Source organism: Metabacillus litoralis, assembly GCF_020524045.1.
GTDB classification, from domain to species: domain Bacteria; phylum Bacillota; class Bacilli; order Bacillales; family Bacillaceae; genus Metabacillus; species Metabacillus litoralis_C.
This window is the reverse complement of the sequence record NZ_JAIVKL010000027.1, coordinates 1-26634: the sequence shown is the minus strand read 5'-3', so window position 1 is coordinate 26634 and position 26634 is coordinate 1. Positions and strand designations below refer to the sequence as shown.

The 26634-nt window shown below is 34.8% G+C and carries 24 protein-coding genes; 4 read left to right on the top strand and 20 right to left on the bottom strand.

Annotated elements, in window-relative coordinates; genetic code table 11:
* Positions 1–190: 190 nt before the first annotated feature.
* The gene (gene cls, locus LC076_RS22795) at positions 191–1651 is read right to left on the bottom strand and encodes a cardiolipin synthase (RefSeq protein WP_226671419.1); all 1461 of its coding nucleotides are present in this window, start codon (positions 1649–1651) and stop codon (positions 191–193) included.
* A 796-nt stretch (positions 1652–2447) separates the two neighbouring features.
* Here cls and LC076_RS22790 point away from each other — a divergent pair.
* Positions 2448–3743, top strand: coding sequence for an aminotransferase class I/II-fold pyridoxal phosphate-dependent enzyme (locus LC076_RS22790; protein WP_226671418.1), 1296 nt, complete (start codon positions 2448–2450; stop codon positions 3741–3743).
* A gap of 253 nt (positions 3744–3996) precedes the next feature.
* Entirely contained in the window at positions 3997–5199 is a 1203-nt protein-coding gene (locus LC076_RS22785; protein ID WP_226671417.1) for a hypothetical protein, read from the top strand.
* Positions 5200–5322: 123 nt separating this feature from the next.
* Here the strand turns inward: LC076_RS22785 and LC076_RS22780 are convergent, their stop codons facing one another.
* The 4 genes from LC076_RS22780 to LC076_RS22765 form a co-directional block, all read right to left on the bottom strand.
* Positions 5323–6459, bottom strand: coding sequence for a mannitol-1-phosphate 5-dehydrogenase (locus tag LC076_RS22780; protein WP_226671416.1), 1137 nt, complete (start codon positions 6457–6459; stop codon positions 5323–5325).
* Between the two features lies 1 nt (position 6460).
* Positions 6461–6892 (bottom strand): PTS sugar transporter subunit IIA, encoded by a 432-nt coding sequence (locus LC076_RS22775; RefSeq protein ID WP_226671415.1) that lies wholly within the window; start codon positions 6890–6892, stop codon positions 6461–6463.
* A gap of 3 nt (positions 6893–6895) precedes the next feature.
* Entirely contained in the window at positions 6896–9004 is a 2109-nt protein-coding gene (locus LC076_RS22770; RefSeq protein ID WP_226671414.1) for a BglG family transcription antiterminator, read from the bottom strand.
* Between the two features lie 515 nt (positions 9005–9519).
* A complete protein-coding gene (locus LC076_RS22765; protein WP_226671413.1) occupies positions 9520–10959 on the bottom strand; it encodes a PTS mannitol transporter subunit IICB in 1440 nt (479 codons plus the stop codon).
* Positions 10960–11603: 644 nt separating this feature from the next.
* Between LC076_RS22765 and LC076_RS22760 the strand changes: the two genes are divergently transcribed.
* Positions 11604–12182 carry a DUF6944 family repetitive protein gene (locus LC076_RS22760; protein ID WP_226671412.1) on the top strand — a complete coding sequence of 193 codons (579 nt, stop codon included), beginning with the start codon at positions 11604–11606 and terminating at the stop codon, positions 12180–12182.
* Here the strand turns inward: LC076_RS22760 and LC076_RS22755 are convergent.
* From LC076_RS22755 to LC076_RS22710, 10 genes are all read right to left on the bottom strand, one after another.
* Positions 12154–12933 (bottom strand): sulfite exporter TauE/SafE family protein, encoded by a 780-nt coding sequence (locus tag LC076_RS22755; RefSeq protein WP_226671411.1) that lies wholly within the window; start codon positions 12931–12933, stop codon positions 12154–12156. The genes LC076_RS22760 and LC076_RS22755 overlap by 29 nt on opposite strands.
* A 63-nt stretch (positions 12934–12996) precedes the next feature.
* A complete protein-coding gene (locus LC076_RS22750; RefSeq protein ID WP_226671410.1) occupies positions 12997–13227 on the bottom strand; it encodes a sulfurtransferase TusA family protein in 231 nt (76 codons plus the stop codon).
* Positions 13228–13431: 204 nt separating this feature from the next.
* On the bottom strand, positions 13432–14559 hold the full coding sequence (locus LC076_RS22745; protein WP_226671409.1) for an MBL fold metallo-hydrolase: 1128 nt from the start codon (positions 14557–14559) through the stop codon (positions 13432–13434).
* Positions 14560–14651: 92 nt separating this feature from the next.
* Complete coding sequence (locus LC076_RS22740; RefSeq protein ID WP_226671408.1) at positions 14652–15221, bottom strand: sulfurtransferase TusA family protein; 570 nt, start codon at positions 15219–15221, stop codon at positions 14652–14654.
* Between the two features lie 48 nt (positions 15222–15269).
* Positions 15270–15566 carry a rhodanese-like domain-containing protein gene (locus LC076_RS22735; RefSeq protein WP_226671407.1) on the bottom strand — a complete coding sequence of 99 codons (297 nt, stop codon included), beginning with the start codon at positions 15564–15566 and terminating at the stop codon, positions 15270–15272.
* 20 nt (positions 15567–15586) lie between these two features.
* The gene (locus tag LC076_RS22730) at positions 15587–15946 is read right to left on the bottom strand and encodes a rhodanese-like domain-containing protein (RefSeq protein WP_226671406.1); all 360 of its coding nucleotides are present in this window, start codon (positions 15944–15946) and stop codon (positions 15587–15589) included.
* 17 nt (positions 15947–15963) lie between these two features.
* Entirely contained in the window at positions 15964–16443 is a 480-nt protein-coding gene (locus LC076_RS22725) for a DsrE/DsrF/DrsH-like family protein (RefSeq protein WP_226671405.1), read from the bottom strand.
* A 57-nt stretch (positions 16444–16500) separates the two neighbouring features.
* Complete coding sequence (locus LC076_RS22720; protein WP_226671404.1) at positions 16501–16728, bottom strand: sulfurtransferase TusA family protein; 228 nt, start codon at positions 16726–16728, stop codon at positions 16501–16503.
* Positions 16729–16814: 86 nt separating this feature from the next.
* A complete protein-coding gene (locus tag LC076_RS22715) occupies positions 16815–17075 on the bottom strand; it encodes a metal-sensitive transcriptional regulator (RefSeq protein WP_226671403.1) in 261 nt (86 codons plus the stop codon).
* 475 nt (positions 17076–17550) lie between these two features.
* Entirely contained in the window at positions 17551–18378 is an 828-nt protein-coding gene (locus LC076_RS22710) for a DUF2935 domain-containing protein (RefSeq protein ID WP_226671402.1), read from the bottom strand.
* 143 nt (positions 18379–18521) lie between these two features.
* Here LC076_RS22710 and LC076_RS22705 point away from each other — a divergent pair, with 143 nt between their 5' ends.
* On the top strand, positions 18522–19022 hold the full coding sequence (locus tag LC076_RS22705; RefSeq protein ID WP_226671401.1) for a hypothetical protein: 501 nt from the start codon (positions 18522–18524) through the stop codon (positions 19020–19022).
* 251 nt (positions 19023–19273) lie between these two features.
* Here the strand turns inward: LC076_RS22705 and glpK are convergent, their stop codons facing one another.
* The 5 genes from glpK to LC076_RS22680 form a co-directional block, all read right to left on the bottom strand.
* On the bottom strand, positions 19274–20779 hold the full coding sequence (gene glpK / locus LC076_RS22700; RefSeq protein WP_226671400.1) for a glycerol kinase GlpK: 1506 nt from the start codon (positions 20777–20779) through the stop codon (positions 19274–19276).
* A 729-nt stretch (positions 20780–21508) separates the two neighbouring features.
* Positions 21509–22342, bottom strand: coding sequence for a C39 family peptidase (locus LC076_RS22695; protein WP_226671399.1), 834 nt, complete (start codon positions 22340–22342; stop codon positions 21509–21511).
* A gap of 440 nt (positions 22343–22782) precedes the next feature.
* Entirely contained in the window at positions 22783–23964 is a 1182-nt protein-coding gene (locus LC076_RS22690; RefSeq protein WP_226671398.1) for a PDZ domain-containing protein, read from the bottom strand.
* A gap of 118 nt (positions 23965–24082) precedes the next feature.
* A complete protein-coding gene (locus tag LC076_RS22685; RefSeq protein WP_226671397.1) occupies positions 24083–24433 on the bottom strand; it encodes a swarming motility protein SwrAA in 351 nt (116 codons plus the stop codon).
* A 336-nt stretch (positions 24434–24769) separates the two neighbouring features.
* Positions 24770–26227 carry a S41 family peptidase gene (locus tag LC076_RS22680; RefSeq protein WP_226671396.1) on the bottom strand — a complete coding sequence of 486 codons (1458 nt, stop codon included), beginning with the start codon at positions 26225–26227 and terminating at the stop codon, positions 24770–24772.
* Positions 26228–26634 lie beyond the last annotated feature (407 nt).

Genomic DNA, 26634 nt, shown 5'->3' with positions numbered 1-26634 from the left:
CCTCTTATTTTTTTGTAAAATCGGTCTATGTATTAAAAAATATAATCATTTATCATTTTTTAAGGTCTATATTAATCAACATGAAAAAGGGAGGGGGATTGGGATGATCACCCTTTTCCATCGAAGTTACCTTACCGATAACTTTAATTAATATATCTTGTTTTTATCTTATTTGTCAATCTTCTTTCTTTTATAAAATCGGCGAAAGTAGTCGTGAAATCGATTCTTTAAAGCGAATTCTCCTTGTTCTTTGATGATACGCTTCTAGTGTTAAATCACGTGAAAGAGCCATATCTTTTTGAAAAGCATTAACAAGCTGCTGCGAAATTGTTTTATCATAGATAAATGCATTCACTTCAAAATTCAACTTAAAGCTTCTCACATCAATATTAGCTGTGCCAACTGAACAAATCTCATCATCAACGACAATCGTTTTTGCATGAATAAATCCATTATCATATATGTACACTTTTGCTCCAGAGCTTAAAAGTTCACCTACATAAGACATTGTTGCCCAATAAACAAATGGATGATCTGGTTTATTGGGAATCATTAGTTTAACCTCTACACCTGATAAGCAAGCAATTTTTAAGGCGTCTAATAAACTTGCATCAGGAATAAAATAAGGTGTTTGTATATAAATGGATTTCTTTGCAGTAGAAATCATTTTAATGTAGCCATTTTTGATTTGCTCCCAGACAGAATCAGGACCACTTGTGACAATCTGTACACTACTACTTCCTATTGAAGATTGTGTGTGCGTTTGTGTTGGAAATAGTTCAGGTGAGTAAGAGATGACTCTTTTTTCTGTTGCTTGATTCCAATCAAGGATAAACCTTGTTTGAATGGCATGCACAGCTGAGCCCTGAATTCTTAAGTGAGTATCACGCCAATAACCAAATGAAGGATTTAGCCCGAGATATTCATCACCAACATTAAAGCCTCCAACATATCCAATATTTCCATCAATGATCACAAGCTTACGATGATTACGATAATTCATACGGAAATTGATCCACCTTAATTTTGATGGAAAAAATACTTCTACCTCACCTTCTGCTTCTCGAAGCTTCCGGAAAAATGAAGGCCTTAACCCTCTCGACCCTAGATCATCATACAAAATTCTTACCTTCACTCCTTCTTCTGCTTTTTTTGTTAATGATGATAATAAACGCTTTCCAAGTTGATCTTTTTTTAAAATATAATATTGCAAATGAATATGATGCTTTGCTTGTTCAATATCTTGAATCAGCTTGTCAAACTTCTCATTTCCATCTGTGAATATGTTAATGGTATTATCTTCTGTTAATACGGCATCATTGTTTACCACATGCATATTTATTAATTGTTTATGTTTTCTTACCATTTCATCCTTAAATTCTAATGTATCATTTCGAATGTGATCTAGCTGTGTGGCTAATTGTTTTTCAATACCTAGCTTTTTTCGATCTTCCCATTGAAACATATGATATCGACTTAAATTTTGTCCAAATAATAAATACAGTAAAAACCCTAATAAAGGAATGAAAAACAATACAAGAAGCCAAGCCCATGAAGACGATGCATCTCTTCGTTCCCGAAAAATCATAATAATAGCAAATACGATATTTAACACAATAATAATCCCTAGTAGTACTGATACAATGTTCATGATGATATCCTCACTATCTTTTTACCTTTAGCTTTGTTGTGGCTCATATTCGCTTTCTGCAGTAAGAATAGTGAAAAAAAACATCTTAAAAGAAATTCCCCTAAAAGCCGGACTGAAAGCCTTCTCGGTGCAGAGCTGTGGGGGTTTCCTTTAACACTTTTTTTAGTAGAATGACCTCTATTTAAGATCACTCAGCAAAAATCAACATTAAGCTTTAAAATAATATTAACTTTAAATGCTTACATGAATAACTTGTAAAGGGGTTAGCTATCTTATATCCTTAAGTATATTATATGCTAAAATAGGCTACATTCCATAAAATGTATTTTTAAAAGACATTAATTTTACAATGCTCTTTTCTGAAAGATTGAGCTTAATGGACCTCACTATTCAGTTCGAAACATTATTTTTATAGCATAAAAGGGATTGATTTAGTTAGAAAAGGTGCCAATAGACTTTATAAAGTGTTCTTTACTTAGAATTGTATAAGCAACAATGTATACGAAACATCACTTTACAATGTTAATTGTATTAGAATGATGAGCGTCCCTACGAAGGAAAACGAGTGTGCTTATCAACTCGACTTTCTAACAAAGAAGAACTTAGGATCACTTATTCAAACCAAACTTCTAACCTGCAATATACGAAGATATTTTCAGAAGAAGATTTATGTCGAATTTTGTACTTATTTTTCACTAAAATGTTTAATAACTACTGTGAGAACAACCTTTACTATGATAAAATATCACTTAATGAATTTTCAAAATACTTATTAACTATAGAGGTGAAGTAAAGCATGAATGAATTAGCACAATCGCTAAATCAAGCTGTGAAAGAAGAGAATGAATTCGTGTACGATATGCTATCACAGCTCGGAAAAGAAATGTTTTATCCAAAGGGTATTTTAAGTCAATCAGCTGAAGCTGGTAAAAAGGCACATCGTTTTAATGCAACGATCGGTATTGCAACGGAAAACAATGAACCTATGCATTTTCAGCATATTCAAGATCTATTCGGAAATAGAGTTGCAGCTAAGGACCTTTTCCCTTATGCACCTCCACAAGGAAAAGAGGATCTTCGCAAAGTTTGGAAAGAAAAAATCTTAAAAGATAACCCAAGCTTAAATGGTGAGATTGTTGGAAATCCGATTGTTACAAACGCCTTAACACACGGCTTAAGTATTGCAGCTGACCTTTTTGTTGATGAAGGTACACCTGTTATTTTACCTGATAAATATTGGGGCAATTATAACTTAACATTTAAAGTTCGTCGTGGTGGTACAGTTACAACTTATCCTTTATTTAATGAACGTGAAGGATTTAATGTTGCTGGCTTAAAGGAAGCGATTGAGTCACACAAATCTGCTGGTAAAATTGTTGTTTTACTCAACTTCCCTAACAATCCAACTGGCTACACACCATTAGAATCAGAAGCAAAAGAAATCGTTTCGGTTTTAACTGAAGCTGCTGAAGCTGGCTTAAACATTGTCGCATTAATTGATGATGCGTATTTTGGATTATTTTATGAAGATTCAATGAAAGAATCAATTTTCAGCTTACTAGCTGATGTTCACCCTAGAATATTACCCGTAAAAATTGATGGAGCAACAAAAGAGAATTATGTATGGGGATTTCGTGTAGGCTTTATCACATATGCAAGTAAAAGTGCGGCAATACTAAACGCCCTTGAACAAAAAACGAAGGGTCTCATAAGAGGAACAATCTCAAGCAGTTCTCACCCATCACAATCTATTATTTTGCAATCACTTCAATCTAATGAGTTCGATGCAGAAAAAGAGCAGAAATTTGCTCTTATGAAAAGTCGTGCGGATAAAACAAAAGAAGTGTTAAACAAAGAAGAATTCCAAAAGTACTGGACGTACTATCCATTCAACTCAGGATACTTCATGTGCTTAAAGCTCCACAACATCAACGCTGAAGAGCTACGCTTGCACCTATTAGACAAATACGGAGTCGGAACAATCTCCATCAACGCAACCGACCTACGCATCGCATTCTCATGTGTAGAAAGCGAAGACATCGAAGAACTATTCGATCTAATTGCAAAAGGTGCCGAGGACTTACAGAAATAGGTTGCCTGTCACCACCCGGTTTTTGTCGACTAAGGTCGACCGTTCTCTTTTGGAGTACCATCATAGGAAAAAGCAAATATAAAACAAGTATAAAAGCAGTGCGATTTCTCATAAGAAATCGCACTGCTTTTAACCTATTCTAGGGAATAATTTTTTTATATTATCAGTATTTTTTCTTAACGTGATGGTTCTGCTTAACAGGTACTATTGATAAAATAACAAAAAATGGATTTTTATTACAAGGGAGTTGCCTATGCGATTTTTGATTGAATATAAAGATTTCAGTTCCAAGGAGGAGAAAAACAACTCTTTAAGTGTACTGGATACATTTTTAAATGAACATCTAATTGGTGTTTTTCATGGACAAACTTTTGAGTGTATATTAATTCGTTTTATTAACAATGCACCACCAAAGAAGAAATTTAAATTAAAATCTCTATATAAAATTATTGCAGAAGTTGAAATTGAGGGGAACTTTACTAATAACGTAAAGTTAAACATTACCGATTTTCAGCATGGATTGTCGAAGGTTGAAGAAGCAATAAATTTAGTCACACAAATAGAAGTAAAAGAAGAGCTAGACTTTAATAAAGATAAGTTATTCAGCAACCTTAAAAGTATTATTAATAATGCTCCACAGACTGATGAAGAATTAAAAAATTATGCAAAAAGAGAAAAAGAAATTAATTATTTGAATACCGTCAAACGTGTTGATCGCTTGATATATTCGTGTAAGATTAATCCGAGACCATTATTGAAACGAATCATTGGTGTTAGATTATATGACCATTTTGAACGGAATACATTAGCACCTTACGATTATATATACTCTCAACTATTTAGTAATTTATTGAGAAGATCCGAATTAATGTCCCCTGACTACGAAGAGATTTATTTCAGTATTGGTGAAACAATGGAACAAGCGAAACAATCAATCGCTATTGACGAATTTTTTAAATATACATACTCAGCATTAAATTTAACTAAGTATAATCAAGCAGATGTCAAAGGCAAAGCTAATATGGTGTTTCATTCAATGTGTGAAGGTCTAAGGCTGATTACTGATTTTGACCATTTAGAAAAAGATAAAATTGAAGGTGTAATTGAGCATATAGCCAAAAATGGAATTGATATGGAACTAGTTTATGCTAGTGTTTCAAACAAAGATTATCTTGTTGAAATCGTATATCATGTTCCACACAGTCATCTTACAAAGACTGAATTTAAATTAAGACTAACAGAAATAGAGACTAATAAGACTGAAATCGTACCAATAGATAAGTTAGATATTTATTATGCTCCTTATAGTATAGGTAAAATACAATTAAAGAAAAATGAAATTGTTATTAAGGGCAGAAATAGTCTAAGGGCAGAGGTTTCTCGTGAAGTTGATAAATTACCATCAGAATATCGTTTTAATATAAATGAAACTTTATACGGTAATGTTTCTAATTGAACAGGTGCTTAATGCAAAAAAACAGCGAAAATCTTCATATACCGCTGTTTTTTATTGCATATAGATAATATCTTTTCCGTTCTCTCAATCGGGGCGTGACTGTCACCACCCGGTTTTTGTCGATTAAATCTTCTTCTCGACTTCCTTTACTAACGGATGAGCCAAAGCTAACCCTGAGATCTCGCTAAAAGCACCAGCTGCACCTTTTTCCTCAATCATCTTCTTCAGATCAATTGATTCATGATCTTCCTCAGAAACAAATCGAAGGGCGGCAACGATTACTTTTACAAGGTGCTCTGGTACTTCTTTAAATTCTTCTAAATATTCTAAAGCTGGTGCTACTAGACGGTCTTTTGGTCCAAGCTTACGTATTGGCGCTCTTCCTACACGTTGTACATCATCAACAATATATGGATTAGCGAAACGGCCAATTATTTTATTTATATAAGCTTGGTGCTCATCTTCGTTAAAACCGTATTTTGACACTAACACATTTCCTGTTTCTTTAAGTGTTCCTAGAACATCTTGTTTTACAGCTTCATTTGCAATTGCCTCAGCAACAGTGCCAAAGTCCGCTAAATTGCCTAAATAAGCAGTTGCAGCGTGCCCTGTGTTCACTGTGAATAGTTTACGCTCAATATACGCTGAGAGGTTGTTAACAAATAGTGCTTCTTCAACATTTGGTTGTTGACCTTTAATTTGGGTTGAATCGATGACCCATTCATGAAATGGTTCAACCAACACATCTAAAAGACGGTCATTTTTTTGATTTGGTACAATTCGGTCTACAGCTGAATTTGGAAAACCAATATGCTCCAGAGCCCATGTTTTTTCTTCTTCATTAAGTTTCTCAAGAACATGCTTTTGAAGCTCACTGCTTCCTCCGACCATATTTTCGCAAGCAATGATGTTAAGATGACCACCATTTAATTGCTTACGTTTTTTCAAACCTTCTGCAATCAACGGGGCAACAAATTTCAAAATATGTGGACCTACAGCTGTAGTAACAATATCAGCTGTTGAAATTGAATCAACCACCTCATCAGGAGATTGCTGACTGTTAATTCCTGAGACATTTTCAACAAAAAACTCCTGTTTTTCTTCATTTGCAAGGATAACACGATATGATTTTTCTTTATTCAGTTCATTTAGTAATGCTTCATTCACATCAACAAATTCAACATGATATCCTGATTGATGTAATAAAAGACCGATAAAGCCACGTCCAATATTACCAGCACCAAAGTGAGTTGCCTTCAATTTAGTTCACCTCGCTAAGAAGCTGAATAATTTCCTCTTTCGTTTGTGCTTGAACTAATTTTTCTACATTTTCTTCTTCATATAGAACAATCGCAATTTTCGAAAGAATTTCTAAATGCTCATCACCTTTACCTGCGATACCAATGAGTAATTTCACCGTGTTTCCATTACCAAAATCAACCCCTGCAGGGACTTGAATAACAGATAATCCAGAATTGATCACAGATGTTTTGGCATCTTCTGTTCCGTGTGGAATCGCAACGAAATTTCCCATAAATGTTGAAGATAATTCTTCTCTTTGCAGCATGGCTTCAATATAAGCTGCTTCTACATAGCCTTTTTCCACTAAAATTTGTCCTGTTGCTTTAATTGCATCTATTTTGTTTTCATAATTTTGATTTAATAAGATGTTTTCTGCATTTAATATACTCATCGTTTAAACACTCCTTAAGTTTTGAATAAAGTTTTTGAAATATTCTTGACTAATGTATTGAATAAAACTACTTTTAGTAGCTGTTTCAAACAAAACGATACTTTCTTGGGATTCAATAATACTTGCACTGATAAAACTCATAAGCTCAAGTTCCTCACTACTTGATTCCTCAGGTGCTATTAACAAAAGAATTCTTGAAACTTCAAGCATTTCATTGTCCATCGCTCGGAGAATTTTTGGATTTTCAAGATCAAGAACATGAAACCCAGCCCTTACCACTGTTTCACTTCTTGCATGAAATAATGCAAGCTTCGTTTCAGGAATAGCTAAGCCACCAATGTGTTGCCTCTGTATCAAAGCATCAGTGATTTTCTGCTCATTCTTTACTATTCCTTTTGCTTCTAACTCTTTACTTACAGGCTTTAAAAATGAACGAACATCATCACGATCAGCTATCTTGAAAAGTTCCATTTCTTCTAAAAGCTGAATCAAGACCTGAGATTTTGCCGTAAACTCTTTATATTGCTCAAAGCTTAAAGTCAACTCAACTTTTGCATTATATTCTTCAGTAGAATGTATACCTGTGCCAGCAATTTCAAGTCCTTTGTTTTCTATATACTTTTTAATTCTCTCTAATTCCTGTGAAGTTAAAATAGGACTAACGAGTAAATAGTCACTAGAAATGTCCTCAATGCTAATAGTAGAAAGAATAATATCATAATTCTTAACATCCATATCTCTTAATTCAAATGCGGATATACTTCTCAGTTCTGTTAAATGAGGAAATTGATTATTAATTTGCGTAACAAGCATCTTTGATGTTCCTATACCACTTGAACACACAACTAAAGCCTTTAATTTTTGAACAACTTTCTTTTTATTTAGGGCTGCCCCAAAATGTAGGACCAAATAGCCAATTTCTTCTGCAGGTACGTTATCAAATGGTAGCGCTACTTTTACTGCCTTTGTAATAACTTCAAACAGCTCCTGATAATCTCGCTTAATTTCTAGAAGAAGTGGATTCGTAATTTTCATCCCTTGCTTCAGTCGATAAACAGCTGGCTGAAGATGAGCAAGAAGACCTTGAAATAGCGATTGATCTTGAAGTTTTTTATTCGTAAGCAGTTCAACCTGCTCAATTAAACGTTTTACAAGATAAGCAATCTCAACATTTTCATCTTGGATATCGAATCTTCCTTCAAACCTGAGCTTTGCACCTCTTAAATGCATAGTAATATATCCTTTTTCATCTAAAGGAATCGAGATAGTAAAGGTTTCTTCTAGTTTTTCTGCTATTTCTTCAGCAAAAGTAAACTCCCTCGAATTCTTTAACTGTTGAAGATATTCTTCTTTGATTGTAATTTTTTCACCACGTTGAATTCGCTCAATAGCAAGTGCTAAATGGACAACTAATCCAACGTACGAACTGTCTGCCAATGGGTATGGTAACCTGGAATTGATTTTATTAATCAAATTCTCGATCACAATGATTTTTTCTTTTTGGACAAGACCAAGAAGTCGTTCAGAAATAGAGTCAATCTTATTTGTTGACTTTCTATCAATATTTTCTCGTACCATTTGGAGAAAATCTGGAACATCAAACCGATTTGAAATTAAGCTAGTAATCGCCTTTCGCTTAGCTTCTTCAGTACCAGTGAGCTCAATTCCATAGCCCCGTCTCCGAATTAAGGTTAATCCATATTCTTTCACAAACGGTTCCATTTTATCAAGATCATGACTAATTGTAGCTGTTGTTACACCAAGGTCATTTGCCAGCGTTTGCAACTTCATTGGATCTTGATGATCTAATAAGGTGCAAAATGCCACCATCATCCGCTCATCTGGTGTATATTCCTTATAATCTTGCTTTTGAATCGAAATCCTTAATTCATTGAAATTGTTTTCATTCCCAACAATCTTGATTCCAATCCCAGCACGTTTGACAAGCTCAAGCTTAAATTCCTTTAGTAAAGACTCAACATTCTTTAAATCACGATGAATGGTTCTTTCACTAACATCGATTAAGTCAGCAAGCTCTTTTATCGTAACCTCATGATTGGCTTCTTCAATTAAATACTGAAGAATAAGGCGCTCCCTAGCAGAAACAATCATTTTATATCACTCGTTTCAACATGAGTTATTGACATAGTTTAATTATAGGCAGTACTAATATGTAGATTCAACAAATAGAAAAGGTGATTTTTTCAACTATGTTTATGACATTATTTAATTGAGTATCATGTGGGAAAATATATTAGCACCTTGATTATTATTTGGCTATTTTATTGATATTACACCGTTTAAGGACAAACTTTTGAAAGCAGAATTCGAATTTGTGAGTCTTTCAATGGTTGTTACTGGAGGAGGGGTGACTTTCTTGGATTAAGGTCGAATCGAGGGCTGGATTAGGTCCGGATTTGAACGTTTATCGTCGATTTTTGAAAAATATCAGCGATTCTGAGATTTTATCAGCGATTATTAAGATTTATCAGCGATTCTCGGAAAATATCAGCGATTAGACAAAAATCGACACAATCTGACCAACCCATAATATCCATCAAAGCCTCCTAGTAACACCATGTTACCAAATTGAAAAGGATGCCTAATATGGCACCCTTTTCACTAATTTACTTTAATTTATTAATAATCTCATCATATTTTGGACTGTTTAAAAAGTTATCAACAGACACGTGGTATGCAGTTGGTAATTTAGCTTTCGCACGATCTGTTAAGTCTTTGTGTGAAATAACGATATCCGCATCAGCCGGGATGTTATTGATTGATGTGTTTGTTACGTCTACACCTTCAATATCGGCTTTTTTCACTTTATTTTTTAAGATTGACGCACCCATCGCACTTGAGCCCATTCCTGCATCACATGCGAAGATGACTTTTTTCACATTTCCAAAATCAAACTCTTCGTTTGCAGTAGCTTCCACTACAGTTTCAGTAGCTGCTAAGTTACCACTTACAGAGCTTTTCTTGCCTTTCATTGCTTCCATTTTTGCAGTAGCTTCTGTTAAATCTTCATCTTTTTGTTTGCTTGTTTTTAAGATAAGTGCTGCTACTAAGAATGAAACAGCAGCTGCTACGATTACACCTAGAATGACTCCTACGTAACCACCTTTTGGCGTCATCGCAAGCAATGCAATGATACTACCTGGAGATGGACTTGCGACAAGACCAGCATCAAAAATGGTGAAAGTGAATACTCCACTAATACCACCAGCGATTGCTGCAAGAAGTAACATAGGCTTCATTAAGATATATGGGAAGTAGATTTCGTGAATACCACCTAGGAAGTGAATAACCACTGCACCAGGAGCTGTTTGTTTTGCTGAACCTCTACCAAAGAACATGTATGCCAACAGAATACCTAAACCAGGACCAGGATTTGATTCTAGTAAGAATAAAACAGATTTACCAGCACTTGCTGCTTCCTGAATACCAATTGGACTTAATATACCGTGATTAATTGCATTGTTTAAGAAAAGTACTTTTGCTGGCTCAATAAAAATACTTGCCAATGGAAGTAAACCAGCATCAAAAATAGCTCTAACTGCGCTTGCTAACACATTGTTTAACCCTTCAACAACTGGACCAATACCTAATAATGCGGCTATTGTTAAGATCGCAGCTAAAATACCAGCTGAGAAGTTGTTTACTAACATCTCAAAACCTTGACGAACTCGATCTTTTAAAAGATCATCAACTTTTTTGATTAAATATCCACCAAGTGGACCCATAACCATAGCACCTAAGAACATCGGAATATCAGAACCAACGATAACCCCCATCGTAGCTGTCGCACCAACGACACCACCACGAACGTCATAAATCATCTTACCACCCGTGTAACCTATTAAAAGTGGTAAAAGATACGTAATCATTGGACCAACCAATGCACCTAATGTTTCATTAGGGAACCTACCTGTAGGAATGAATAAAGCTGTAATAATACCCCATGCAATGAATGCACCTATATTTGGCATGATCATGCCACTTAAATAACTACCAAAACGTTGAGCCTTCACGCGAAAATCAACTTTGTTTTGATTGTTTTCCATTATGGTCACCTCTTTATAAGATTTCTGTTATGTGTTTCTTTCTTGTCTTAATAATAAAGCGATTACATAAAAGAAACAATTTAATCTAAACATGATTTTGTCTGACACAATGTTGACAAAATTAAATTTAAGGTTAGTACATCTCCATTTTGTCAATATCGAATATTGTCGAAACCTCTTGAATTTGTGTCATTTTTGGGGCGGTGCCTGTCACGCCCCGGTTTTTGTCGATTCTACCTTTAATCTATGCAAAACCTCTTTTTAATAAACAAGAGAATAGTTTAGCTTTATCTTTTATCAACTCCTTGAGGACCCCTTTAGTATTGAGAAATCCTTTCCACAGAAAACTTTTTTCCTTTTTCACAATCTAAAAAGAATAAAAAACCGAGTTGTGAAAGAACCTCCTTGGGTTTTAGAGTGGAAGAATATTCTATGCTTACATAGCTTTTCTCATCTTCTTGGCTACAAGCTACAAATCATTCATCAATTTAGATAGTTTTAAACCTACAAAAAGAACTAGTTATAGTTAATTTACTGAATGAATTAAAGAAAGAAGTAAAAAAAGAGATTTCTTAAAAAACCGCTAACGCCTTAGCAATTGAACTATAAATGTATAGAATATGGTAGGAAGGTGGAGAGGTGAGATGGCCAATGAAAAGAATGCAGTGCTCGGTTCATGGATTGTAGCAACCGGAACAACCCTTTCAGCGATAGGAGCTACCCCTTCTAGAGTTTTAAATGAATCTCAGCTAAAAAGCTTAGACTTATGGGGAAATGTACTACAAGCTACGGGTAATGCTTTAACAGCAGATAGTGAAGAAAACTATACGCTCGACAAAGTAGGAAATGAAATACAGGCGATTGGGAATACAACAATTGTTGCTTCTATCTTGCTCTATTTCGATAAGAAGACAAAAATTGAATTAAACATAAAAGGTAATTTCCTTCAAGCTTTAGGTGGAGGAGTCGCTTTTACAGAAGCACTAGGCCGTGAGCCAACTCTTGATGAACTTTTAATTGTAAATGGAAACCTTCTCCAAGCAATCGGTAACTCTCTACAAGCAATCTCCGGTATAAGAGAATTAAGAGGCGAAGAGGCAAATAAGTTGAATGAAGTTGGCAGCTGGATACAGGCGATTGGTTCAATCCTTTGTGCTTTAGGGGGCGTGACTGTCACGCCCCGGTTTTTGTCGATTACAACAAAATATCAAGCCAAATCTTAACGGCAGTTGCTAAAATCAACAGTGCTAATGTTACTTGTAATACTTTTGTATTCATCTTCTTGCCTGCCATTGCACCTAATGGAGAGGCTATCAAACTTGCTACGACCATTATTAATGCTGGAAAGTAATCAACTTGACCTGTTGATATTTTCCCAACAGTCGCTCCAATAGATGAGATAAAGGTGATTGCTAGTGATGAGGCAATTGTCATTCTCGTTGGAATCTTTAACACAACAAGCATAATCGGCACTAACAAAAACGCCCCTGCAGCTCCGACAATCCCTGCACCAAGTCCAACAATAAACGCTAAACCAGCTGCAAGCCACTTATTAAATGTCACTGAATCAAACGCGATATCATCAATACCTTTTTTTGGAAGAACCATCATAATTACTGCGATCAACGCTAAAATACCATATATTATATTAATTCCGTCCTCTGACATAAGCTTTGATCCGAAACCACCGATAAAACTACCAACTAAAATACTTGATCCCATATAAAGAATTAGTGTTTTATTTAAATAACCACCTTTTCGATAAGCCCACACTCCCCCGATTGTTGCAAAAAACACCTGTACTGCACTGATACCGGAAACTTCATGAGCACTAAAAGCAGCTAAACCGAACAACGGAGGAATATATAAAAGCATCGGATACTTAATAATTGACCCACCAATCCCAAGCATCCCAGATACATATGAACCTATAAATCCGATTAAAAATATTGTGACGATAAAAGCGATATCCATTCTGATTCCTCCTTCATGGAGTCAAGCCCCTTCAATAGCGAGAGACCTGACCCCAAAGCTTGATCAGCCCTTTTTAATCCAAAATTTAAATACATTATTGTCTTCTACTTCATGCTTAATTAGTTCGTGACCACCTGATTTTGCCCATGCTGTTAAGTCACTTTTTGCCCCTTTGTCTGTTGCATGGATTTCAAGGATGTCACCTGTTTCAAGCTCAGTGATAGCTTTCTTTGTTTTTACAATTGGCATTGGACATGCTAAGCCTTTTGCATCTAATACTTTTGCTACGTTCATCTAAAATCACTCCTCATTCTTAATAAAAGGCTGTTTTCGCATACTTTGTTGCTTTTAAATACCCGAAGCAATCAGCACTGTAGTAAGTCTAGTGGCTTCTTTTCTTCAGAAAATAGTACACTTATAGTCAAAAAAACTTTTCCATTCCAAATTTTGGTTGCATAGCAGCAATCATTCAGAAAATAGCCTAATAAAATATTCCTATTATCGAACAGCACAACGATTTGGCCCAATCTCCATTTCGCGTTGTGTTTCTTCATCTGGACTGATTTTCCCCATATTTGTTTCACGAATTTCTTGATATGCATTTGGTTGTGGTGGTAAATTTTCTGTAACTAACTTTCTAAACTCATTATCATCTTCAATGTTTAAGCCATGATTTTTTGCAAACAATGTTCCTAATTTTTCAGCCACACTTCCATCTTCATTTAATTCATCAATCATCATAAAGTGGGCTGGAAGAACAATTAGTTCATCTGATAACTCACGGTAACGCTCGTATAAACTTTCTCTCAAATCTCCTACCCAATCCTCAGCCATTCCCGCTAAATCAGGTCTTCCAATCGAATCGATGAATAAAATATCACCTGAAAGCAGGAACTTATGATCAACAACAAATGAAGTTGAACCAATTGTATGACCTGGTGAATAAAGAGCATTAATTGTAATCTTCGTACCACCAATCATCACTTCTTGACCTCCCTCAAGTGCTTGATAGTCAAAAGTAACTTCTTCAGCATCCTTCGGTGGCAGCCAGTATGTTGCATTAGTTTTCTCAGCAATCATACGTCCACCTGAAATATGATCAGCGTGCAAATGGGTATCAAACACATGTGCGATGTTAGCTCCGACTTTTTCAGCAAATTGTACATATACTTCTGTCATTCTTGTTGAATCAATAATCGCTGCTTCACCATTTGAAACCACCATATAAGAAAGACAGCCTTTTCCGATCCGAACGAATTGATAAATTTCGCCACCATCTTGTAAGTCTCCAACCTTAACCGGCTCCAGATATTCACTCCAAGCTTTCATCCCACCTTGTAAATAAGCAACAGATAATCCTTCCTCCACAAGCATTTCAGCTACCATAATGGAAGAACCCTCTTTCGCACAAACAACTAAAATTTCTTTATTCTTTGGCATTTGATTGATAATCTCTTCAACACCATCAAGTAGATCAAAATATGGAATGTTCATATATTCAAAGTTGTGTCCTTCAATTTTCCAATCCTGGAACGCATCTTCATTTCTCACATCTAAAATAAATAAATCTTCTTTATTCACTACTTTTTGTGTTACCTCTTTAGCAGTCATTATTTTTAAAGTCATTCTAAATTACCCCCTTAGGTATATTTTTAATTAAAAAAAATTACAGTGAGAGGTTAGAGTACTAGATTGATAAATGCTCTAACCTAAAACATTTATAACTTTTCACTTGCTCCTGACCAATTGCTCATTCCTGGTATTACATTAACAACCTTTGAAAAACCCTTTTCCGTTAAAACTTGTGCTGCTAAATCACTTCTGCTTCCTGTCCGACAAATAACAAAAATCTCGTTATCTTTGTTCAGTTCAGGTAATCGATTTTCTAAATCACCCAAAGGAATCGAAATCGCATCTGGAATATGGTTAAACGCATATTCAGCTTCTTCCCTTACATCGAGAATAACCATGTTTTCACCTGCGTTCATTTTCGCCTCAAGATCTTTATTATTAATGACATGGAGATGCTTCTGCTCAACTGTTTCTTCGTCAGAAGACTTTCTTAAAAAATGCTTCAACACATCATCTTCTTCAATCGTACCTAAAAATTGGTGTCCTGCTTTATCTGCCCAAGCTTTTAAATCGGCTTTTGAACCTTTATCTGTAGCTAGAACTTCTAAAACATGACCCGCATCTAAACCTGTCATTGCTTTTTTTGTTTTCACAATCGGCATTGGACATGCTAACCCTTTTGCATCTAATGTAACATTTGCTTTAATCGTTTCCATGTATAATCCTCCTAAATACCTTATAGGGTATATTATTTTCTAAAAAAATTACTCAACTTTGCCTTCCCAAGCAAGCATTCCGCCTGTCATATTGATTACATTAAAGCCTCTGCTCTCAAGAAATTGTGAAGCGCGCCCACTTCTGCCACCTGAACGGCAAACCATCGTGTATTCTTTTGCTTTATCTAGCTCATGCATACGAAATTCTAGTAAACCTAAAGGAATGTTTATTGCTCCTGAAATTGTTCCCTCAGCTACTTCATCTACTTCACGCACATCAATCAAATCTAACACGATACCTTCGTTTAAAATAGCTTCCACTTCTTTTGCCGTCATTTCTTTCAACACAGTTTCCTCCTTTGTACTCAAGACCAGGCACTCATGCCGCCTTTTACATTTGTCATTTTTTTAAAGCCTTTTTTCCTTAATAATTTACTAGCTTTATTACTTCTCATGCCACTTTGACAAATAACGATAACCTCTTTGTCCTTAGAAAGCTGATCACTTCTTTGATTCAACTGATGCAAAGGGATGTTTTTAAATCCTTTAATATTTCTCCCATTAAATTCAGCCTCTGTTCTAACATCAATATATTGTTTATTTTTATCATTCAGGTTCTTTTTCAATTCTAGAGTAGAAATTTGTTCCACACCTTTTGCAGGAAAAAGACGTTGAATGAAAAGAAAGATTACCAAACCAATAATAAGATAGTTTACATATTCCACTTATCACTCAATCCCTTCTAGATAAATAAATTCACATTTCCATCCTCAGCATCGGCTAAGTAGGCTGCAACTCCCGCATAATCAATAGAATCTAATAATTCTTCTTCTTTAAGTCCTAATAAATCCATTGTCATCGTACATGCGACTAACTTGACATCTTGCTCTTGTGCCATTTCAATTAACTGTGATAAAGGTAGAGCATTATGTTTCTTCATCACATCTTTAATCATTTTTGGTCCCATACCAGCAAAGTGCATTTTAGAAAGTCCCATTTTTTCTGCACCTCTAGGCATCATTTTGCCAAACATTTTCTCCATAAAACTCTTTTTCACAGTGATATTCTCATCTTTACGTAAAGCATTTAATCCCCAAAATGTATGGAAAATCGTTACTTCATGATCATAAGCAGCCGCCCCATTTGCAATAATATATGCTGCCATTGCTTTATCATAATCACCACTAAATAAGACAATTGTTGTTTTTTTCGTTTCAGTCATAATATCCTCCTCATAATATACATATACCACTATAGGTATTTATTTTCACAAAAAAATTTATCCTTTTTTAATCCAAAACTTAAACACATTATTTTCTTCTTCATGCTGAATCAACTCATGACCACCAGACTTAGCCCAAGCAGTAAGATCACTTTTTGCACCTTTTTCAGTTGTATGAATTTCTAGAATTTGACCTGAAGCAAGCTCATTAATAGCTTTCTTTGTTTTGACAATTGGCATCGGACATGCTAAACCTTTTGCATCTAATAGCTTATCTACGTTCATTTATCGTTACCTCCAAGAAATAGTTTATATTACCTTTACCCCTACGGGTATGTTAACAGATATATAGAAATTGTCAATCTTTCTATTTAGCGACTTTTCACTAAAAGACTAACAGATTCCTTGATCAATTGCTCTGTATCTTCACCCTTTTTTTCAGCTTCAATCACACAATCAACTAGGTTAGAGCTAACAATCACACCAACGGTACGGTCGACTGCTGATCGAACAGCTGACAATTGAGTAATCACTTCTTTACACGGCTGATCATCTTCCATCATTTTTAAAATGCCTCGAATTTGTCCTTCCATTCTTTTTAAGCGATTTTTCACTTGGATGTTATATTCCATTTTAGCTCCTCCCTTCAACGTTGAGAAATGAATTTGCTATCTACAATGCTTATTTTATACCCCTATAGGTATATTGTCAAGAGTATTTAATTATTGAATGTAAATAGCATTCAAACATCATCATAATCCTAATTAACTTGCAAATGAAATTGAGGCTGGGACATAACATAACATATTCATTAACAACAATTCTTACAAGGTAATAGCTTAGTGGATAAAATATACGTAAACTGCTGCGAGATGCAAAGCATCGGCTAGACCCCACCCACACTACGTAACACGAGGTGTCTTGCTAGCTTTCCGTGGAAAGCGGAGTATATTTCAGGAGCGACGTAACTACATCTTCAACAATAATACGGTTTCAATTTTATTAAAATAATATTGTCCCAACCTCTGTTAACTACTCCATACCTAAGGGCCTCATTCCTCAATGAAGCCCGTTTCCCATGTATTCTCTATACAATAGCCCTCGAAATCAGTAATACGAAGGCCTTTTCAACGAACATTTACTTGCTTCTTCTCGCAATCGTGGTGCATAAAAGCTAAGTTTTCTAATAAAATAACATGTTTCTGGAAAATGATGCTCGAGAAAACGTAAAGTTGATTTGTTTAAGACTTTATTTTCTTTGTATTTGAGAACCATGCTATAAATAAATTCACTCATTTCTAACGTTGTTTTGCCAACATCATAGGCAAATTCCATTTGACGAGCAAATCCAGGTTCTTTAAAACGTAAGTATCCTTTAAGGTGGCGGTTTTGAACGATAAATACTTGATATTTACTAATATAAGCTTCAGCTTGTCGAGTAGCAATTATTTCAATAGGATCAAGAACAGACTCAAATAATAGGGCATGACCCAGTTGATCCTCCAACCATAAATCCATTAAATTTTCTAAAGAAAGTGGCACAGGTTCTTTACCTTGAACTAAGAAACTTAGTATTCGTAAGTATTCTTGATTTTCCGCTAATGTTCCATTTAAATAGGTTGGCGACAAATTAAGATTCACTTTATTATCTATTCGAAGTGCCTGCATTTTTCCTTCAAATTCAAAATAGCCTCTTGCTACTGGCCAAGCTTTATTAGCAAATTGAATCATCATTACATCTCTAAAATCAGACGTACGAGGAAGCGAATTCAACATTGAAATCAACTCTTGGAACCAATTAATATACTGCTGTGAAGTATTAACATACTGTGTCTCAGTTACTGAAAGATGATCTCTTACAAAATAGGCATGATCTTGCAAAATTTCTAACCAAAATAAATGCTCATCCCATATCGGGATATCATTAAATTTCATTTATTGACCTCTCCCTCCAATGTCTATCACTTATATTTACGAGGAAGTAAGACAAGAAATGAATTTTTCTTAAAAAATACATAAATTTATGAACAATTGGGGAGATTTTACTTATAAAAGAAAATTGAAAAGGTTGTCTTATGATGAAAAATGCAAAGCAATTTATGATCTTAATGACTCTTTTACCTTGGCTATCACTTCCACTTTTAAAGAAAAAAACATTTCTACGATTTTTGCCTGGTGCCTTATTCATGTGTTTATATGTAACAGCTGAAGGATATTTTGCTCAAAAGAAAAAATGGTGGTGGTTTCCTTTTCATGTTAAACCGAATGTTTTAGGAGAGTTACCTTTAATATTTGGACCATTTTTTGTAGGATCATTCTGGATTTTAAAATACACGTATGGAAAATTTAATTTATACATGTTAGTCAATATTATCATTGATTCTTTTTTTACTTACTTCACTCTAGAATGGTTTAAGAAAATTGGATATGTATCACTTGTTAGATTGACAAAATTTCAACTTTCTCTGTTATTTTTAGTGAAGTCGGTGTTGATGTACGGATTTCAAGTATTGTATGAAAAGGTGTTTGGCGTCGTAAAACGGATTCAGTCTCAGAATGATGAATTAAAAAAAAGCTAGTGAAGAGGATACCATTTTTATGTGTCCTCTTTCTTATCTTTAATTTGTCTACCAATCCAAACAAGAGGTTATATCCCTTTTGCATACCTGATAATTGAATTCATCGTTATTGTTATCATCCCTCCTACTATGTTTGACTTGTCCGGTTCTGTAAATAAATCTTGTTTTTCTAACCAAATATAAAAAGACCAAAATGTCATCTATTAATACAGATGACATTTTGGTCCCCCTCATTAAATTTTTTCCTGTTTTCACCTTTTATTCGGCTTAAAGCCCATCGTTGCTTTAACAGCTTGTTGCCAGCCATCATAAAGCATTGTTCGTTGTTCTTCACCCATCGTTGGCTCAAAGGATTGATCTATACTCCATTGATTCATGATTTCTTCGCGGCTACTCCAGAACCCAACAGCAAGACCTGCTAAATAAGCTGCTCCTAAAGCCGTTGTTTCATTGACAACAGGGCGTTCGACTGGAACATTTAAAATATCACTTTGAAAATTCATCAAAAAGTTATTTTTAACCGCTCCACCATCTACACGTAATTTCTTCAGTTCAATTCCTGAATCTGCTTCCATTGCAGTTAAAACATCTTTCGATTGATAAGCAAGTGATTCAAGAGTTGCACGAATAAAATGTTCCTTTGACGTACCACGTGAGATTCCAAAAATGGCACCTCTTGCATCACTATCCCAATATGGTGTTCCTAATCCAACAAATGCAGGAACAACATAAACACCATCTGTTGAATCTACTTTTGCAGCATATTCTTCTGTTTGTGGCGCATGATCGACCATTCTTAAGCCATCTCGAAGCCATTGGACAGCTGATCCTGCGACAAATATACTTCCTTCTAATGCATACTCAACTTTCCCGTCGATTCCCCAAGCAATTGTAGTCAATAATCCATGTTTTGAAGGCACAGCTTTTTCACCAGTATTCATTAACATGAAACACCCTGTACCATATGTGTTTTTAGCCATACCCTTTTCAAAACATGCTTGCCCAAATAATGCCGCTTGCTGATCTCCCGCTATTCCTGCGATGGGAACGGCTTCACCAAAGAAATGGTAATCAACTGTTTCAGCATATACTTCAGAAGATGAACAAACTTCAGGTAACATCGATTTTGGAATCGTTAAAATTTCCAACAATTCATCATCCCATGCTAAATCATAAATATTATACATCAGCGTTCTTGAAGCATTTGTATAATCAGTCACATGCTTCGTACCACCAGATAGCTTCCAAATTAACCATGTATCAATAGTACCAAAAAGTAATTTACCTTCATTGGCTTTTTGTCTTGCTCCTTCAACATGATCAAGAATCCATTTCACTTTTGTTCCTGAAAAGTACGCATCAATTAATAATCCTGTTTTACTTCTAAATAAATCGTTATATCCTTTTTCTTTTAGTTCTTCACATATATCAGCTGTTTGTCTTGATTGCCAAACAATCGCATGATAAACGGGTTGACCTGTTTCACGATCCCATACAACTGCAGTTTCACGTTGATTTGTAATACCAATACTAGCAATCTCTTGTGGAGAAACATTCGTTTTAATTAATAGCTCTGATATAACAGCCAATATTGAGCTCCAAATTTCTTGAGCATTATGCTCTACCCAGCCAGGCTTCGGAAAATATTGTGTAAATTCTTTTTGAGCGACATCTACAATTTCTCCATTTTTATTAAATAAAATTGCTCTTGAGCTTGTTGTTCCTTGATCAAGTGATAAAATGTATTTTTTCTCCATGGTCTTTCCTCCAATGGTAAGTAATGTTTATCGTGCTAGCTTATTTATGTTAACTTATTTTTCTACTTCTTAGTTTGCACTAGTTACTTTCTAATCTAATGATAGCCCAATATGTGATTCAACCTTCATCGTTCTAGAGTAAAAAAAGACAGCCACTTATAACTAATAAAATAGGAATTTTATTAGTTATAAATAGCTGTCTCTCCATCACTCATCAGCACGACTTAACTTGTTAAATTTAGTATATAAAATAAAACAGCATTTGTAAACGCTTTTTCTATTCATATTTTAAATTTCACATTCATTCATTTAAGGTTTTTATCTTCAATAAAGGCTCTTTTCTGAACAATAGTTGCTAGTAACCAAAATTCATAGTGAAAACAGTATTTTTTCACCTATAAGGGTACTATTTTATGAAGAAAAGATGCTACTAGACTTAATACAATGCTGATTGCTTTAGGTATTTATAAGCAAAAAAGTTTGCGAAAGCAGCCTCAATAAAGGCTCTTTTCTGAACAATAGTTGCTATGTAACCAAAATTCATAGTGAAAACAGTGTTTTTTCACCTATAAGGGTACTATTTTATGAAGAAAAGATGCCACTAGACTTAATACAGTGCTGATTGCTTTAGGTATTTAAAAGCAACAAAGTTTGCGAATACAGCCTCAATAAATTTATGCGCTAGAATTAACATTCAACAATGTTTATACTACAACTATTATTGGTAAGCTATTCAACAACAATAGCCTGCTTCCCCATTTGCTCCCAAGCAGCTATAAAGTTTTCTTTCGGGATTTTTCTATTTTTTTCATTTGCTAGTGGATCATTAAAATAAATAAATTGTTCATCATAACCTGTCACAACAACAGAATGCTCTTTATAAGTAATCTTCACTTTCCCGGTAGGTGTTTCCCATGTTTCAAATAATGAATCTGGCAACGTTTTAAACGTCGTATTCGCAATCACCCATACAGGTGAATCACGATTAATATGTTTGATCACTTCTTCAAAATCATTTCCAGTCAAATCAATGATTTTATTCGGCAAATAGGTTGAAGCAAGCTCTGCAATTGGTCGATGATACACACCATACCCCGGATTATTAAAAGAATACATGTCCCCAACAAATCCATCATGAGGATTCCCAAATGAAATCACACCATGACGAATCGTCTTAGGTGTAGGATCTTTCTTCACATTTTTAGCTAATTCCATTTTATCTACTTCGATTCCTTCATATTGCAACAGCATCGCTAAACTTGTGACTTCACAGCCTCTCGGCAATTCAGGAAGCTGAGCAACTAACGGAACATCTAACATTTTTTCAGTAAGAATAACTTCCTCACCATTCAACACACTCTGCAAAAATGCTGGTTCATTTATAGAGTTTGTTAATAAAATGAACTCTGCTTTGATCTGTTTGCCATTGTAAATAAGGATTAAAAAGAAAATAATTACCGACAGCCATCCCATATAATAGATGATTTTCTTGTTATTTTTCAGATAGTTTATTAATAATATAAGTGTGATAAGCGCTGAAATAAAAAGGAATAATAATTCCATGTTATACTCCTTTCAAGAAATACTCTATTTACTAAAAAGAACGATTTTCATTCATTTTAACTCATTTTAATTTGTAGAGAAATATTAAAGTCATACCAATTATAAACTTAGATCGAAAAAATACATTTGCACTCTAGTATTCTCATGTTTTTATATGACGTATTATCCCATCATTTCTTCAAAATCATACCAGGTTGGTTTTAGCATAAATGATTCATGTTCGTTGAGAGTTCATTATTCACCAGTTAAACAATATGATATAAAAATAGAGCTAGGTAATCTCCTAGCCCTGATAAAATAGTACGTCAATTAAGCAAGCAGTGTTATGCCTGGGAGTTTTCTAGGTTACACTTGATTTTTCGCAAAAAAATAAGACGAGATTCCTTGGAAATTCAAAGGGGATCTCGTCTTTATTCATAAAATTCACATGCAAAATGACATCAAACCGCTTCTGTTTCCCACTTTTTATCATCTTCTACAAAAAGAATGCCTAATTCATGGTGTTCACCATCATATAAAGCTCTTTGTGCAAAGCGAATTTCACCGTTAAAATCGACAATTTCAAGCTTACAAAATGCAGAATTCTTTTGTAATGCTTGATACAATTCTTCAACTGATTTGACTGAATAGCCATTTACCTTCATGACCATTTCCCCAACCTGCAAATTCATTTTTTCTGCTGGTGATTGTGGAAGTATGCCTAATATCATTAAGCCATGATCTCTTTTTGAAAAATAAAAGGCAGCTGAATCATCATTTATTCGCTGACGAATGGTAATAAATTCACGACCAATCATCGCAATAAACATAGCTATAAATGCAACAGGAGTGAACCAAATGCTGCTTACAGCGACAAGTAAGGTAATAACACCCAACCAGATCACCCGCTGACCTGTTACTTTGATGCTTTCTAATGGCATTGAGCCTTGAATTCTTTGATGAAAGCCAAGGAAAAACGGGATAAACAATAGAAGGAACGGTTGTCCTCCGATATTTAACACTGGCCACCACGATAAAGTAGAAGTTAACTCTCCGCCTGGAACAAGGAAAAGCAATGGAAGCATCCACGTACGATTTGCTTCATGTGTTCCAATTGGCAAGCCTCTTGTACTCGTTTTAATATATGGTGATGTGTTTTGATGTGCTGTTCGAAAGATAAGAACACCTTCAGTGATCATTAGTAAACCTGCCAAAATACCAAGTGAAGCATAGCTTGTTTCAGATAATCCGATAAAAAATGAATCAAAACCTTCAGCATCACCCATGATTGCAATAATGAAAAATGTTAAACCAATCGTAAAGGCAGCAGAAAGCCAGCGTAATTTACATGTGAAACCGATGATTGCTGTAACTATGGCACATAAAACTAGTGTCCCAAAAGGAAGACTTAAACCAACAGCAAATAAAATAACCGATAATAGTAAACCGGCAAGTAATCCCTTTGTATAAGTAAACTTCATCTCATCATAAAGATCGCGCACTCGAGTATGAAATGACTTTCGTTCACGTTTCACGCGAAAATAACCATAAGCAAGAGTTAAAAGGAAAAATAAATAAAAGAGTGGATGGATAAAGAAGCGACCAACAGCCCAAAGCAACTCTAGTAACCAATTTTCTATCAAAACAGAATCCCACCTAACTGTTTTTAGCCGTATCTCATTTGAACTTGTCCAAAAAGCAATGTTCCTTTTTGGAATCAGTTACTCATATTTTACCATCTCTCTCAACAATTGAGTATGCTTATTTTAACTTGTTCCAAAGATGGCTATTTGAAAGGGAAAAATCATTCATAGATTGCTCTAATTCGATATTCAACGTTTCAGAAATCATCTGCATTGATTTTTTGATATCTGTTAAAGTTAATGATAATCGCTTATGATCTTTCGTTAAATAGGAAAAGTAATCCTTCACAACCTGGTGATCAACTTCTTGAATTGACTTCTTTTCGGAATAATTTGCTAAATACATACAAAATAGGCGGATATATTTACTAGAGCTTGCTTGAGAGTGAGGTGACACAATAACTTTCTCACTTAATTGGTCGGTTAAGTTTTGATAAACAAGTTCCCTTTGATAGCTAGATTTTTTCAAGACATATCCCCCTGAATTTCTTTTTCTATAGAAGTACGCTGATAGATATCATTTTACGTCCTTTTGCGAGAAGAAAAAGAGTTGATATGGTGATGGGGGATAATATCATTCTTGTCTCTAACTTTGTTAAAAGAATAGTAAAGCTGATTATGTAGCCTCAAAGTCATTATGGATTCTGACGATCTATTTCTCAAGCTTCCCAGTAGCTTATGTCCTTCACGACTGATGAATGCTCCAAGGCTTAGCACGCCCTACAAAAAGCAAAAAAACAGACCTAATCGCTGTTGGATTTGGTCTGTTTTCTGAGTTTTTTAAAGAAATCAGCAGAACTGATCTCTAGTTAAACAACGTTTTAATCGCCATCTTCAATTGAAGATCATTTTCTTCTTTTCCTCGAAGTTCACTTAATTTTTTATTTAGTACATCTGCTGTTTGTTGGTCGATTTTTCCGCTTATTGGTAGTTCATTTGTTTGTTGAAATGCTTTTACTGCTGTTTCGGTTGCATCGTTAAAATATCCGTCCATGCGTGATGGTTCGAAGCCAAGTCCTTTAAGAGCAATTTGTGCTGTTTTGACTTGATCGTTATTCATATCACGTACTAACGATTTTTCAATTTGTAGTGGACTCGCTTTATACAAGGCTGGTTGTTCCACTTTAATTGTTGGTTCCACACCTTTTTTATGAATCCAGTTTCCTTCAGGTGTTAACCATTTATATAGAGTTAATTTAATATTGCTGCCATCACCCATTGGTACTGCTTGCTGAACAGTTCCTTTTCCGAATGAGGTTACGCCAACAATATCATAGCCTGATGCTTCTTTTAATGCTCCAGCAAGAATTTCAGAAGCAGAGGCACTGCCTTTGTCAATTAACACAGTTACCGGATAATCCTTTTTCTCAGAAAGATCAGAGAAGTAACGTTTTTTATTTCCAGTACGTTCTTCAATTTGAATGTATGGCTGATCTTTCGTCACAAACTGCTTTAAAATTTCTTCTACACTTTGTAAATAGCCACCTGGATTTCCACGAACATCTAAAACTAAGCCTTCAATTTTATCTTTTTCTAATTTCGTTAATGTTTGTTGAAAATCTTTTGCTGTATTTTCTGAGAAAGAGCTAATCTCAATATAGCCGACCTTTTTCCCTTGATATTCCTTAGTACTGCCAAACACAGTTTCAAGAGGAATTTCATCTCGTACTACATCAAATGTTAACTTTTCTCGTGAATTTGGGCGAACAACCTCGATTGCCACCTTTGTTCCTTTTTTTCCACGTATTTTCAAGACCGTTTCATGGAGGTCTAATCCTTCAACATTTTTTCCGTCTATACTGACGATTTGGTCATTAGGCTGAAGACCTGCTTTTTCTGCTGGAGAGCCTTTGAAAGGTGAAACAATTGTGACTCTTCCCTCATCCATTCCAACTTCTGCGCCAATTCCTTCAAATGAAGAATCCAGTGCCTGGGAAAACTGCTTTGCTGTTTCTTTGTCCATATATACGGAGTATGGATCTTCCAATGTTGACAGCATCCCCTGAATAGCACCTTCTAAAAGCTCTTCTTCATCGACTTCTTCCACATATTTTGTTGATATTAATTCAAGAGCTTGTCTAAACTTATCAAACCCTTCAATTTCAGATGCTTGTTCTTCGGCATTAAATACATTACCGAACGTTGGGATTGCTTCCGTCTCTTTTGGTGTATTGGGCTGGAGTAGTTCTTGCCCAATATACATACCTCCTGCACCTAATAATAGAGACAATGTTATAAACAATGCTGTTAGTTTTTTATTCATTCTTTACCTCCTATTTCTTACGCTGCCACGTTTATGTAATTTGAGCAGAAACTAAACTTTTTTTAGTATATGTCATGCTTGGACAAATCATGTAATACAAATATTATTAGTTGTTTTGAAACGTAAAAATGTATACAGAGGTGAGTCACTTTAGTGGTGCGGATTTTGTCGGAAATAGTCTAATCGATGATAAATCGCGATTAAGTCCATATAATTGTGTAAAAACAAAGAGTCATTTTATTCCTTCTTGTCAACAATGTTTTCAACGACGATAAACAAAGAGAAGATGAATAAAAATGACTCAATTACAGTTTAACCTAAATATGGAAGTTTTAAAAGAATCTGTTATGAATTCTAATATTGATGTAGTTGTTAAATCAGCTATAGTTTTAGTTTTAAATGAATAT

Excerpts from the sequence above, each read along its gene's own strand:
- cls (WP_226671419.1), bottom strand. The coding sequence starts at position 1,651 with ATGAACATTGTATCAGTACTACTAGGGATTATTATTGTGTTAAATATC.
- LC076_RS22790 (WP_226671418.1), top strand. The coding sequence starts at position 2,448 with ATGAATGAATTAGCACAATCGCTAAATCAAGCTGTGAAAGAAGAGAAT.
- LC076_RS22785 (WP_226671417.1), top strand. The coding sequence starts at position 3,997 with ATGCGATTTTTGATTGAATATAAAGATTTCAGTTCCAAGGAGGAGAAA.
- LC076_RS22775 (WP_226671415.1), bottom strand. The coding sequence starts at position 6,892 with ATGAGTATATTAAATGCAGAAAACATCTTATTAAATCAAAATTATGAA.
- LC076_RS22770 (WP_226671414.1), bottom strand. The coding sequence starts at position 9,004 with ATGATTGTTTCTGCTAGGGAGCGCCTTATTCTTCAGTATTTAATTGAA.
- LC076_RS22765 (WP_226671413.1), bottom strand. The coding sequence starts at position 10,959 with ATGGAAAACAATCAAAACAAAGTTGATTTTCGCGTGAAGGCTCAACGT.
- LC076_RS22760 (WP_226671412.1), top strand. The coding sequence starts at position 11,604 with ATGGCCAATGAAAAGAATGCAGTGCTCGGTTCATGGATTGTAGCAACC.
- LC076_RS22755 (WP_226671411.1), bottom strand. The coding sequence starts at position 12,933 with ATGGATATCGCTTTTATCGTCACAATATTTTTAATCGGATTTATAGGT.
- LC076_RS22750 (WP_226671410.1), bottom strand. The coding sequence starts at position 13,227 with ATGAACGTAGCAAAAGTATTAGATGCAAAAGGCTTAGCATGTCCAATG.
- LC076_RS22745 (WP_226671409.1), bottom strand. The coding sequence starts at position 14,559 with ATGACTTTAAAAATAATGACTGCTAAAGAGGTAACACAAAAAGTAGTG.
- LC076_RS22740 (WP_226671408.1), bottom strand. The coding sequence starts at position 15,221 with ATGGAAACGATTAAAGCAAATGTTACATTAGATGCAAAAGGGTTAGCA.
- LC076_RS22725 (WP_226671405.1), bottom strand. The coding sequence starts at position 16,443 with ATGACTGAAACGAAAAAAACAACAATTGTCTTATTTAGTGGTGATTAT.
- LC076_RS22720 (WP_226671404.1), bottom strand. The coding sequence starts at position 16,728 with ATGAACGTAGATAAGCTATTAGATGCAAAAGGTTTAGCATGTCCGATG.
- LC076_RS22715 (WP_226671403.1), bottom strand. The coding sequence starts at position 17,075 with ATGGAATATAACATCCAAGTGAAAAATCGCTTAAAAAGAATGGAAGGA.
- LC076_RS22710 (WP_226671402.1), bottom strand. The coding sequence starts at position 18,378 with ATGAAATTTAATGATATCCCGATATGGGATGAGCATTTATTTTGGTTA.
- LC076_RS22705 (WP_226671401.1), top strand. The coding sequence starts at position 18,522 with ATGAAAAATGCAAAGCAATTTATGATCTTAATGACTCTTTTACCTTGG.
- glpK (WP_226671400.1), bottom strand. The coding sequence starts at position 20,779 with ATGGAGAAAAAATACATTTTATCACTTGATCAAGGAACAACAAGCTCA.
- LC076_RS22695 (WP_226671399.1), bottom strand. The coding sequence starts at position 22,342 with ATGGAATTATTATTCCTTTTTATTTCAGCGCTTATCACACTTATATTA.
- LC076_RS22680 (WP_226671396.1), bottom strand. The coding sequence starts at position 26,227 with ATGAATAAAAAACTAACAGCATTGTTTATAACATTGTCTCTATTATTA.